The following is a 12,760-nucleotide window of genomic DNA, read 5'->3' on the forward strand; positions in this document are numbered from 1 at the left end:
ATACTAACCATTTTCGTTAGCATAAGGATTTCTTTTTTATTTATATCATAGTAACGTAAACCTTCTCCTGATTACATAAAACTATAACATCTTATTTTTCAGCAATTGCTGCCTGTGCTGCTGCCAAACGTGCAATTGGTACACGGAATGGTGAGCAGGATACATAATCTAATCCAATCTTGTGGCAGAATTCTACGGAAGACGGGTCCCCACCATGTTCTCCGCAGATACCAATATGTAAGTTTGGATTTACCGGCTTTCCTAACTTAATGGTCATTTCCATCAGCTTACCAACACCAGTCTGGTCAAGTCTTGCAAAAGGATCATTCTCTAAAATTTTTGCATCATAGTAAGAACCTAAGAACTTACCTGCATCATCACGAGAGAATCCAAATGTCATCTGGGTTAAGTCATTGGTTCCAAAGCAGAAGAAATCTGCTTCTTTTGCGATCTCATCAGCCGTTAATGCTGCTCTTGGAATCTCAATCATAGTACCAACTTCATATTCCAGTTTCGCACCTGCTGCTGCAATTTCTTCATCAGCAGTCTTTACTACCATCTTTTTCACATATTTTAATTCCTTTACTTCCCCAACTAAAGGAATCATAATTTCCGGTTTGATTGTCCACTCAGGATGTGCCTTCTGTACATTGATTGCTGCACGGATTACTGCTCTGGTCTGCATTTTTGCAATTTCCGGATAAGTAACAGCAAGTCGGCATCCTCTGTGTCCCATCATTGGATTAAATTCATGTAAGGAATCAATGATTGCCTTAATGGTCTCAACAGACTTGCCCTGTGCATCTGCCAATTTCTTGATATCTTCTTCTTCCGTAGGAACGAATTCATGCAAAGGCGGATCTAAGAAACGGATTGTAACCGGATTACCTTCCAAAGCTTCATACAGTTTCTCAAAATCTCCCTGCTGTACCGGAAGAATTTTGGCAAGTGCCGCCTCTCTTTCTTCTACAGTATCAGAGCAAATCATTTCACGGAATGCATCAATTCTATCACCTTCAAAGAACATATGCTCCGTACGGCAAAGACCGATACCTTCTGCGCCAAGTTCACGAGCCTTCTTTGCATCTGCCGGTGTATCTGCATTGGTTCTTACTTTTAACTTTCTATATTTATCTGCCCAACCCATGATTCTTCCAAATTCACCTGCGATAGTTGCATCTACAGTTGGAATCTGTCCATCATAGATATTACCTGTAGAACCATCTAAAGATAAGAAGTCACCTTCATGGTATTCCTTACCACCTAAGGTAAACTTTTTATTTTCTTCATCCATAGTGATGTCGCCACAACCGGATACACAACAGGTTCCCATACCACGCGCTACAACAGCTGCATGACTGGTCATACCACCACGCACTGTTAAGATTCCCTGTGCTGCTTTCATACCTTCAATATCTTCCGGAGAAGTTTCCAAACGTACCAATACAACTTTTTCTCCTTTTGCAGCCCAATTCTTTGCGTCTTCTGCTGTAAATACGATTTTACCACATGCAGCTCCCGGAGATGCTCCAAGTGCTTTACCAGCTGGTACTGCTGCCTTTAATGCTGCCGCATCAAACTGTGGATGTAACAAGGTATCCAGATTACGAGGATCAATCATAGCAACTGCCTCTTCCTCGTTTCTCACTCCTTCATCTACTAAATCACAAGCAATCTTTAATGCCGCCTGTGCTGTTCTCTTACCATTACGCGTCTGCAACATATACAATTGACAATGTTCAACGGTAAATTCCATATCCTGCATATCTCTGTAATGTGCCTCTAATGTATTGCATACTACCTGGAACTGTGCATAAGCTCTTGGGAACTTATCCTGCATTTCAGAAATTTTCATAGGTGTACGAACACCTGCAACTACATCTTCACCCTGTGCATTAGTAAGGAACTCTCCAAACAGACCTTTCTCTCCAGTAGCCGGGTCACGAGTAAATGCAACACCTGTACCACAATCATCTCCCATATTACCAAATACCATAGACTGTACATTTACAGCAGTTCCCCAAGAATATGGAATATCATTGTCGCGACGATATACATTTGCACGTGGATTATCCCAAGAACGGAATACAGCCTTAATAGCTCCCATCAATTGTTCCTTCGGATCATCCGGAAAATCGCTTCCAATCTTAGATTTGTACTCTGCCTTAAACTGATTTGCTAATTCCTTTAAATCATCAGCAGTTAATTCAACATCCTGTTTTACCCCTCTGTCTGCCTTCATTTTATCAATTAATTCTTCGAAGTATTTCTTACCAACTTCCATAACGACATCGGAATACATCTGGATAAAACGTCTGTAGCAATCCCATGCCCAACGTGGATTGTTTGATTGTTCAGCAATTACATTTACTACTTCTTCATTTAAACCAAGGTTCAAAATTGTATCCATCATACCCGGCATAGAAGCTCTAGCTCCTGAACGAACAGATACCAGAAGCGGATTTTTCTTATCCCCGAACTTCTTTCCTGTAATATCTTCCATTTTACCTATGTACTCATTAATCTGAGACTGAATCTCTTCATTAATTTCTTTTCCATCTTCATAATACTGAGTACATGCCTCTGTCGTAATGGTAAATCCCTGTGGTACCGGAAGACCAATTTTGGTCATCTCTGCTAAGTTTGCACCTTTTCCCCCAAGAAGTTCTCGCATATTTGCGTTACCTTCTGTAAATAAATAAACCCACTTTTTAGCCATTTGAAATACCTCCTAAATTTTAGTAGTTTGGGTTATTCTGGTAAAATACATTTTATACATATTTTACAAATACTCCAATAAAGTGCTCTGCACATAAGTATATTTTAACATATTATCCAATAATAGCAAGCCTATTTTTATTGTTTTTTTGTCACATTTGGTGTTTTTTTATCGTTTTTAAGCTTTTTTTACATCAAATATACCATATATAGTATTCCCAGCGCCTCAAAGTCTTCTATGACGAAAAAAGCATGACACCATTTTCAGTGTCATGCTTCTACTCTTTCTATCTAGAATTCAAACTTCTTTGCAAAGTATGCATCTAAATCTTCAATTTTTATTCTTTCCTGCTCCATAGTATCACGGTCACGTACGGTTACTGCCTGATCTTCTTCTGATTCAAAGTCGTAAGTAATACAGAATGGAGTTCCAATTTCATCCTGTCTTCTGTAACGTTTTCCGATATTTCCTCTATCGTCAAACTCACAATTGTATTTTTTAGAAAGCTGTGCAAATACCTTTTCTGCACCTTCGTTCAACTTCTTAGACAATGGTAGCACACCAATCTTAACCGGTGCCAATGCCGGATGGAAATGAAGTACTGTTCTCATGTCAGGCTTCTCTTCTGTTCCAATATTTTCTTCATCATACGCAGCACAAAGGAACGCAAGTACTACACGGTCTGCTCCTAAAGATGGCTCAATAACATATGGAATATATTTTTCCTTCTTCTCATCATCAAAATAAGTCATATCCTGTCCTGACGTATTCTGATGCTGTGTCAGGTCATAGTCGGTACGGTCTGCAATTCCCCAAAGTTCTCCCCATCCAAATGGAAACAGGAATTCAATATCAGTAGTTGCTTTACTATAAAAACAAAGTTCTTCTGCGTCATGATCTCTTGCACGCATCTCATCGTCCTTGATACCAAGACTCTTTAACCAATTAATACAGAAGCTTCTCCAGTATGTAAACCACTCCAAATCAGTTCCCGGTTCACAGAAAAATTCTAATTCCATCTGTTCAAATTCTCTGGTACGGAACGTAAAGTTACCTGGTGTAATTTCATTACGGAAAGACTTACCAATCTGTCCGATACCGAACGGAATCTTCTTACGAGAAGTTCTTTGTACATTTTTAAAGTTTACAAAGATACCCTGCGCTGTTTCCGGTCTTAAATATACGGTATTCTTAGCATCCTCTGTAACTCCCTGGAAAGTCTTGAACATCAGGTTGAACTGACGAATATCTGTAAAGTTATGTTTTCCACAAGTCGGACATGGAATCTGATTGTCCTCGATAAACTGCATCATTTCTTCCTGACTCCATCCGTCTACGGAGCTTTTTAATTCAATTCCTTTTTCCTGTGCATAATCTTCAATTATCTTATCTGCACGAAAACGTTCATGACATTCCTTACAATCCATTAACGGATCTGAAAAGCCACCCAAGTGTCCAGAAGCCACCCATGTCTGAGGGTTCATTAAAATAGCACAATCGACACCTACGTTATAGGGATTCTCCATAATAAATTTCTGCCACCATGCTTTTTTTACATTATTTTTAAGTTCTACACCTAGATTTCCATAATCCCAAGTATTTGCCAGTCCACCATAAATTTCAGAACCCGGATATACAAAACCTCTTGCTTTTGCCAATGCTACAATTTTTTCCATTGTCTTTTCCATATGCTGCTACCTCTTTCTATCTACTTTCCTATATAATCTTTTTATTCTTCATATACAATGTATACCAGTGATAATTCTGCTCCATCCTCTGCGCTGTCCGGCAATTTGATAGAAACAGTATCATCTGACTTCATGGACGTATAATTCGAAGATATGTACTTAACTGTTCCATCTACCTTTACGTCTATTTTCTCGCTTAAGATTACAACCTTATCATCAGACTCTTTAATTTTGCTACTTTCCGCTTCGCCGGATGCCTTTCCATCCTTTACAGCGGTAAACTCTGTATCAAAGTCATACCCTGCTGCTAATGCTTGTGGCACTGTACCAGCGAATAACGTAACATCATTAAATTCCTGATAATCCTCATATCCCGCATATTTCATAAAAAGTTCTGCAACTCCATCCTTTACAGAAAAGTCACTTACCTTTACACTGCTCTTATCATGTTCTGTTTGATATGCTTCTACCTTTTCATCAATGAAATCTTCCAATTCATCTTCTTTGTAATAGTCTTTATCCATCTTCTCAATAGACGCTCCTATTACTGTTCCCTTCTTCTGTACATATACGGTATTGCAATCTGCGTCAAGGGAATCCCCGCAGCCTGTCAACAATCCGGTTATCATGATACATACCAGACTGATGGAAATTATTTTCTTCATAACAATCCTCCTAAAGTCTAAACGTGAATCTTAAATATTATACTCTTTCCCACAACTTATTGCAACCGCTATCTCCCATCTTTTTCCGTCAGAATTCCAGCAGCAAACCCCTCATTCTCTTCTAGTACCTGTAAAGAATGAAATTTGCGGTCAATATAGTTTTTCATATACTCATTCATAATTTTCTCCAATTTTTCCAGAACTTCTTCTGATACTGCAAAAGTATATAACTTTTCAATACTAGAAGTAATAATGTACTGCATGGTATAAAGAGTCGATTCATCTATATAAAAGGATGGTACACCTTTTGCACAACTACTACATAGGGTTCCACCACTTTTTACATGAAAATGCGTAAGATTCTCGTTCTTGCCACACTTCAGGCAAGAAAATACATTTGGATATTCTCCATTAATCACCATTGCCTTCAACTCAAAAATTCGTCGTACCAACCGATTATTTAAATGTGCATTTTCTAATGCCCGTAACGACTGATACAATAACTTTAACATATGTATTTCATCTGCATTTTCCCGACCATAATAATCTGCAATTTCCATAAAATAGAAACCATAATATGCACTATCCAAATCCACGGTAAGTTCTCTGAAATAATTAGAAATATCTGCTTTTAACACCGTATAGGAGCTACGTCCTTCATAGGCTTCAAACTGTCCAAAGGAAAAAGGATTACTGGCTGCCATCATTTGGCTATTAGGTCTTCTTGCACCTCTGGCAAATGCCGATATTTTTCCTCTTTCCCTGGTCAGAAGCGTTATTCTTTTATCATATTCGCCCACCGGGACTGCTGATAACACCATGCCCGTCAGCACTATGGTCTGTCCCATATACCGCCACGCTCCTGCCTTTTTCTTCTTGCTCTATCATGGAAGATGTCGCACCACCTTCCATATGTCCCTTATAGTTTAAATAATCGGTTACGCTACCTGTACTTTCAAATTTCATCCATTCTGGTTCTATCATATTGATTCCCCCTTGTACTTTTGTTCTTTCTGTACTATTAGGTTGTCCCTGAACATGATAGATAATACCAGATAAAAAATGGCAAATTTGCAAGAAGTTTTTAGTAGTCTTCCTCTTCACGATAGCCAAAGTTCTTGATAAGAAAATCACTGTCTCGCCAGTCCTTTTTCACCTTCACCCAGAGTTTTAAATTTACTTTGCTATCTAAAAGACGTTCTATCTCAAAGCGAGCGTTAGTACCAATTTTTTTCAACATACTTCCGCCCTTTCCTATGATAATTCCCTTATGAGAATCTCGCTCGCAGATAATGGTAGCATCAATATCAATAATACTTCCGTTTTCCCGTTCCTTCATACGTTCAATAGTTACGGCAATTCCATGTGGAATCTCTTCGCTTAACGCATGCAATGCTTTTTCTCGAATCAACTCTGCTACAATTTGCCGTTCCGGTTGATCTGTAATGGTGTCTTCATCATAGAACATCGGACCATAGGGAAGATATTTAAAAATCAAATCTACCAGAATATCCGTATTCTGTCCCCTCAGTGCAGATAATGGGACAATTTCCGCAAAGTCGTATTCTTTCCGATAAGTATCTATATAAGAAAGAATTTCTTCTTTTTTCACCATATCTGTCTTATTTATTACCAGAATTACAGGTGTTTTTACCTTCCGGAGTTTCTCCAAAATATGCTGTTCGCCTGCACCAATATAATTGGTTGGTTCTACCAGCCAGAGCACTACATCAACTTCATTTAATGTCCGCTCCGCTACATTTACCATGTATTCTCCCAACTTATTTTTTGCCTTATGAATTCCCGGTGTATCCAAGAATACAATCTGTCCCTTCTCATCCGTGTATACTGTCTGAATTCGATTTCTGGTGGTTTGCGGTTTCTTAGATGTAATGGCAATCTTCTGACCAATCAAACGATTCATTAATGTAGACTTTCCTACATTTGGTCTTCCAATTAGTGTTACAAATCCTGATTTAAAATTTTGATTCATACTTTTCTCCCTAATCCTTAATAAAGATTCTTCAACTCTTTGAATAATCCTTTTTCTTCTTTCAGTTTTTCTTCATTTCCGATAACGCAGAGGGCATCTTCTTTTAAAATTGCCTCTACGATTCCAGAAAGTGCACGGATATCTTCCTGGGTTGCATTTAAAATCTGTTGACGTTCTTTTTGTATCATATCATAAGTAACTCCGGTCAAATATGCGGTTGCACTTCTTCCGGTCTTTCCTGCCGGCGTCAGCGGGGTATCCACGTCACTGAAGGTTCCAATAATATATTTTGTCATATCTTTCTCTTCCACGCTAAAATTCTTCAGATACTCCGGAATGCCTTCATATATCTCATTTGTTTTAGATAAATTTGGATCACGGTAAGAAGAAAAATATCCATCTCCTCTTCTGGTAAATCCACTCATACAACCATAAGCTCCACCCTTTACTCTGATATTAATCCAGAGGTAATCATAGCTTAAAAGTACTTTCAAAATACGAAGAGCTCCTGTGTATTCATAACCTGCCTTTTTAAAGTTTCCGGCTCTCGAAACATACTGTACCTGAGAAGCATCCAAAAATCCTTCATTTTTCTTCTCCAGTTGCAACGGCTCTTCCTTTACATCCAAATTCTTTTCTTTCAATATTTCCTTCACTTTCAGAACTTCTGTTTCCAGTAACGCAAGTCCCTCAGGCTGTGCTCCTGCACTTATCATAAGATTATCCTTACGGAAGATATATCCTGCCAGTTCCTTCAAGGTCTGGCTCAGTTGATTTTTCTTTTCCTCAAAATGTTCTTCCAAATCTTTGATTAATTGATAAAATTCAATTCCCTCTGTCATATCGCTATACTTTCCACTAACAGAGAAATAAGACATTGCACGCACTGCCGAAATAGAATGCCCGGAACTACTCATACTCATCTGCAATCTTGACTTCAATTGTGCCAGAATCTCATACAAACGCTCTTGCTGACCATAATTACTGCTGGTAAGTATTTCACGAATAATTTCCATGGTCTTTGGAATTTCTTTATACAGTGTTTTTACCTTTATCTCATATTTCAGGCTGACAGTTTCTTTTTTCACATGAGCATAAGAACCAATGTTTGAAAAAATTCCACCTGTATGAAGATTAATTTCATTTGCAAGTTCAGGATAAGTGTAGTTCTCCGTATCCACATATCCTAATACCGCTTTCATCAATCCCATATATGGTATCAGATGTGCAGGCATGTCTGTCACATCAAACATTAAACTAAAATAAGCAATTCCGTTAGTATCCACATCATGGCATAGCATCAATGTGTCATCCAGATACTTTTCGCGAATATAAAGCTTTTCTGCATCCCTTTTTATATCTTCTCTTGTTAAAGTTGGAATCTTATCTAAATCCTCTGGTGCAGATGGCTCTTCCTGATATTTCTTCAAATGATGCGTAAAGTCCACAATCTCCTGCTTTTCAGCTTCACTTAAGGAATTTTTATATGCCTCTAATTCTTTTGCCAGCTTCTCTTCCTTCTTCGCATTTAGTCCGTACTGTGGCTCTACAATTACTACTGCCGCATGAGTATTATCCAATAAATATTTCTGTACTAATTGTTCAAAATAGTCCGTCTCTACCTGTTTCTTCAAAAACTCAATTACTTCTAATTCTTCCAAATGTAGGAATGGCTGTTTCTCATCATAAATCCAACTATCCAAACACTTGATACCCATCAGCAATCCTTTCGGAAATTGTCCAAAATCTGCCTCTCTGTATTTGAACTCGAAGCTATTAATCCCTGCCAAAAGGGATTTCTTATTAATTCCATTCTTTACTTGGTCTTCTAATACCTTACGAATAATAGCAAGAAATTCTTCCTTTTTCTCAATATTACTATTCTTTGCTACAATAGAAAACATTGGCTGCAAGGTATAATTGTCAAAAGACGCCATAATATCCTTACCAATTCCGGCATCTAACAAAGCTTGTTTCAAAGGAGCTCCCGGAGCACTTAACAGCGCATAATCCAAAATGTCAAATGCTACATACAGTGTCTTATCCAAAATTGTTCCGGTGCTTATATTATAAGAAAGATAAGTATTATCTTCCAATGATTCTCCGCTTGCAATATTATATGGTATCTTTACTTCTTTTACTTCCTTGAACGGCTCCTGCCATTTTACCTCTGATTCTACATCAATAGAATCATACTTTCCAAGATATTCCTTATCCATCCAATTCAGTTTTTCTTCCATGTCCATGTTTCCATATAAATAAATATAGGAATTACATGGATGATAATATTTTTTATGGAAAGCAAGAAACTTCTCATAAGAAAGAGTTGGTATCACATCCGGGTCTCCGCCTGACTCATAAAAATAAGAAGTATCCGGATAAAGGGTGCTTAATATCTCTCTACTTAATACTTCTTCCGGTGAGGAAAAAGCTCCCTTCATCTCATTGTATACCACACCATTAATAGTCAGAGGCGCATTTATATCCTCCATCTCATAATGCCAGCCCTCCTGACAAAAAATCTCCTTATGTTCTGCAATGTTCGGATAAAATACTGCATCCATATATACTTCTATCAAATTTTGAAAATCTTTATCATTACAGCTTGCCACCGGATAAATAGTCTTGTCCGGATATGTCATAGCATTCAAAAACGTATTTAACGAACTCTTTACCAATTCTACAAAAGGATCTTTTACCGGATACTTTTTCGAACCACACAATACAGAATGTTCCAAAATGTGAGCTGCTCCGGTACTATCCAAAGATGGCGTTCGAAATCCAATATAAAACACCTTATTCTCGTCATCATTAGAAATCAAACTAATTCTTGCGCCACTCTTTTTGTGGCGCAACAAATATCCTACCGAATTAATATCCTTCAATTCTCTCGTTTCAATTAATTCATATGCTTTACAATTCTCTAAATTCATAATATTCGTCCTTTTTTCTTTTCTATTATTTATTCTTTCCAATTATCATCCAATTATAGCACAATATTTCTATACACGCAAAGAGGTTGCTCATATTGAGCAACCTCCGGTTCGTCTTTTATCTGAATCAATAGATTAAGCGATACGTCTTACATTAGAAGCCTGTGGTCCTTTATCACCATCTACTACTTCGAATTCAACTGTTTCTCCATCCTTTAATTCCTTGAATCCATCCATAACCAATGCGGAAAAATGTACAAATACATCCTTTCCTTCTGCATCAGAAATAAATCCGTAACCCTTTTTTGCATTAAACCATTTTACTGTTCCCTGTTGCATGAAACACTTCCTCCTAAATACATAAAAATATCTGCAGGTTGTACCTGCCTCGTATTTAAGATTAGCATATTTTACCATAGATGTCAACGAAAACAAGGCGCTTTTTGTGCTATTTTTTGTTTTTTTCCGAAATTACAGAAACACTTAATTGGTTATATGGTATCTCAATTCCTGCTTCTTCTAAATTTTCCTTCATCTTTTCCGTCAAACGCCATTTTGCTTGCCAATACTCGTCTGCCTTTACCCATACCCTGCATCCTAGTTTTACACAACTGTCTTCTAACGCATCTACAAAAACATTAACCTCTTCTTCCATAATGCGTGCTGTTTCTTGCATAAGCAACTCTTGCAATACTTTCTTAGCTTTCTTTATATCTGCATCATAAGAAATGCCAACAAACAAATCCAACCTGCGTTTTTCCTGCTTTGTCACATTTGTGAGACTAGCATTTGCAAGAACACCATTGGGAATTACAATCATCTTATTATCTACCGTTAGAAGCTTGGTATAAAAAATCATAATTTCTGAAACAGTTCCTTCATTTTTATGCGTATCTTCAATAATATAATCGCCTACTTTAAAAGGTTTGAATAGTAAAATCAATACACCGCCTGCAAAGTTAGAGAGACTTCCCTGCAATGCAAGTCCTATGGTTAATCCTGCAGAACCTAACAATGCTACTACTGACGTGGTCTCAATTCCAAGTTGATTTACTACAACTAATATCAATATAAAATACAAAGCTACTTTTGCAAAAGAATCCAGAAACTGTTGTACTCCTTCGTCTGCATTAGAGCGTTGCAATGCTCTTTTCAAAACCTTGCGCAACCACTTAATAATCTTGCCACCGATAAAATAAATAATGATAGCAATTACTACTCGCAACGCAAATCCCAACATCCCCGGCACTAATCCCTCCAAATAATCCTTAAGTACTCCCGGCTGTGACATTTTTTCTAATTCTTCTTCCAGTTCTGATACTTCTTGGGCTTTTGCAAGTACATTTCCTATACGACTTATATTATAAAACATTCTTCCTGCTCCTTCTTTTTTCTGCCCCTATGGTAACATAGATTATTTTTCTCTGCAACCGTGTTCATTGACACAGAGTTTTAAATTCACTATAATATTAATATACTATGGAGGTGAGGAATATTGAAGGAACCAATGATTAATATCACTGATATTATTTGTCGTGCATTTCGTTATATTGATCCACGTCTGGATAGTCACGGAGAACGTGTAGCTTATATTCTCATGCAGATGTTTAGAGACAAATCCGAGATTTCTTCACAGGAAAAACAGAATATTTTTATGCTCGGACTGCTTCATGATATTGGCGCCTACAGAGAAGCTGAAATAGATGCTATGCTTTCTTTTGACCAAAATGATTCTCTGGAGCATTCCGTTTTCGGTTATCTCCTTTTCCAGACTTTTTCTCCACTAAAGGAATATGCCAACATTATTTTATATCATCACCAATGCAATGCTCAATATTATTCTGTGCCCATCAGCAATTACCATCGTAGCCTTGCGCGTATTTTATATCTTGCTGACAGGGTTGACATTTTCTGTCAATTTAATGACACCAAACGTCTACTTCCGTTTTTAGAAAAATATCATGACTCCATTTTTACTCCGGAGGACGTCCTCTGGTTTCAACAAACAGATGATAAATACCATATTTTAGATGCATTACATACTGGTAGCTATCGAGAAGAACTGGCAGAATATATGACAACTATGACCTTTACGGAAGATCAAATACACGATTATCTTCTTCTTTTCATTTTTGCCATAGATTTTCGAAATGAATATTCTGCTCTCCATACTGCTTATGCTGTTCAGATTAGCAGAAATATTGCAACAACTCTACCACTGTTTCCCCGTGAAGTAGTAGAACTTTCTGCCCTTCTTCACAATATTGGAAAAATATCTCTGCTTTCCTGCATCAATAACAAAGAGGATTATGATTCTTATTTAAAAGATATTTATAAAAACTCTACACAGAAAATTACGAAGAATATTTTAATGGGAAATGTAGATGAACAGGTTCTTCAAATTATTGAACAATCTTTCCTTATTCTGAACTGCTGGGCGGAAGAACGACCAATTACCTTTTCACCTACACCTGCTTCAGAGGTAGTTGCACTATCCTGTCTACTCAGTAATGCACTGACGTTAGATTCTAATATGGATATTATGCACCATAAATCACTGATTAATTTTTTACGCACCAAGTACCGTATCTGTTCTATGGATGACAAAATTCTTTCTTCTTTAGAACAACAATACCATAAAATCATCCAGGAAACAAAAATTTCCTGTTCCGCTCTAAATGATGCTTATCGACAGATGATGAATGATTATCACTCTTTAAACATGGTACTTCTTCATTATAATCATAAATATCATTAATTAT

10 protein-coding genes are annotated in these 12,760 nt (G+C 37.3%); 1 reads left to right on the forward strand and 9 read right to left on the reverse strand.

Annotation, left to right across the window (positions count from 1 at the left end):
• Positions 1-91: 91 nt before the first annotated feature.
• From ppdK to BIV20_RS08125, 9 genes are all read right to left on the reverse strand, one after another.
• A complete protein-coding gene (gene ppdK, locus BIV20_RS08085; protein ID WP_075719849.1) occupies positions 92-2,719 on the reverse strand; it encodes a pyruvate, phosphate dikinase in 2,628 nt (875 codons plus the stop codon).
• A 290-nt stretch (positions 2,720-3,009) separates the two neighbouring features.
• Complete coding sequence (locus BIV20_RS08090; protein WP_075719851.1) at positions 3,010-4,407, reverse strand: glycine--tRNA ligase; 1,398 nt, start codon at positions 4,405-4,407, stop codon at positions 3,010-3,012.
• 41 nt (positions 4,408-4,448) lie between these two features.
• A complete protein-coding gene (locus BIV20_RS08095; protein WP_075719853.1) occupies positions 4,449-5,072 on the reverse strand; it encodes a hypothetical protein in 624 nt (207 codons plus the stop codon).
• Positions 5,073-5,140: 68 nt separating this feature from the next.
• Positions 5,141-5,920, reverse strand: coding sequence for a DNA repair protein RecO (recO, locus tag BIV20_RS08100; RefSeq protein ID WP_075719855.1), 780 nt, complete (start codon positions 5,918-5,920; stop codon positions 5,141-5,143).
• Positions 5,859-6,056: a hypothetical protein gene (locus tag BIV20_RS08105; protein ID WP_143524519.1), complete on the reverse strand. Its 198-nt coding sequence runs from the start codon at positions 6,054-6,056 to the stop codon at positions 5,859-5,861. The genes recO and BIV20_RS08105 overlap by 62 nt, the downstream gene beginning before the upstream one ends.
• Before the next feature lie 100 nt (positions 6,057-6,156).
• Positions 6,157-7,065: a GTPase Era gene (era, locus tag BIV20_RS08110; RefSeq protein ID WP_075719857.1), complete on the reverse strand. Its 909-nt coding sequence runs from the start codon at positions 7,063-7,065 to the stop codon at positions 6,157-6,159.
• Positions 7,066-7,082: 17 nt separating this feature from the next.
• Positions 7,083-9,998, reverse strand: coding sequence for an insulinase family protein (locus BIV20_RS08115; protein ID WP_075719859.1), 2,916 nt, complete (start codon positions 9,996-9,998; stop codon positions 7,083-7,085).
• 135 nt (positions 9,999-10,133) lie between these two features.
• A complete protein-coding gene (locus BIV20_RS08120) occupies positions 10,134-10,337 on the reverse strand; it encodes a cold-shock protein (RefSeq protein WP_075719861.1) in 204 nt (67 codons plus the stop codon).
• Positions 10,338-10,446: 109 nt separating this feature from the next.
• Complete coding sequence (locus tag BIV20_RS08125; protein WP_075719863.1) at positions 10,447-11,370, reverse strand: mechanosensitive ion channel family protein; 924 nt, start codon at positions 11,368-11,370, stop codon at positions 10,447-10,449.
• Between the two features lie 123 nt (positions 11,371-11,493).
• On the opposite strand from BIV20_RS08125, the gene BIV20_RS08130 reads away from it, so the two are divergent.
• Positions 11,494-12,756 carry an HD domain-containing protein gene (locus tag BIV20_RS08130; RefSeq protein WP_075719865.1) on the forward strand — a complete coding sequence of 421 codons (1,263 nt, stop codon included), beginning with the start codon at positions 11,494-11,496 and terminating at the stop codon, positions 12,754-12,756.
• Positions 12,757-12,760 lie beyond the last annotated feature (4 nt).

This window comes from Roseburia sp. 499, from assembly GCF_001940225.2.
Classification (GTDB): domain Bacteria; phylum Bacillota; class Clostridia; order Lachnospirales; family Lachnospiraceae; genus Petralouisia.

Excerpts from the sequence above, each read along its gene's own strand:
- BIV20_RS08090 (WP_075719851.1), bottom strand. The coding sequence starts at position 4,407 with ATGGAAAAGACAATGGAAAAAATTGTAGCATTGGCAAAAGCAAGAGGT.
- BIV20_RS08095 (WP_075719853.1), bottom strand. The coding sequence starts at position 5,072 with ATGAAGAAAATAATTTCCATCAGTCTGGTATGTATCATGATAACCGGA.
- BIV20_RS08105 (WP_143524519.1), bottom strand. The coding sequence starts at position 6,056 with ATGATAGAACCAGAATGGATGAAATTTGAAAGTACAGGTAGCGTAACC.
- BIV20_RS08115 (WP_075719859.1), bottom strand. The coding sequence starts at position 9,998 with ATGAATTTAGAGAATTGTAAAGCATATGAATTAATTGAAACGAGAGAA.
- era (WP_075719857.1), bottom strand. The coding sequence starts at position 7,065 with ATGAATCAAAATTTTAAATCAGGATTTGTAACACTAATTGGAAGACCA.
- ppdK (WP_075719849.1), bottom strand. The coding sequence starts at position 2,719 with ATGGCTAAAAAGTGGGTTTATTTATTTACAGAAGGTAACGCAAATATG.
- recO (WP_075719855.1), bottom strand. The coding sequence starts at position 5,920 with ATGGGACAGACCATAGTGCTGACGGGCATGGTGTTATCAGCAGTCCCG.
- BIV20_RS08125 (WP_075719863.1), bottom strand. The coding sequence starts at position 11,370 with ATGTTTTATAATATAAGTCGTATAGGAAATGTACTTGCAAAAGCCCAA.
- BIV20_RS08120 (WP_075719861.1), bottom strand. The coding sequence starts at position 10,337 with ATGCAACAGGGAACAGTAAAATGGTTTAATGCAAAAAAGGGTTACGGA.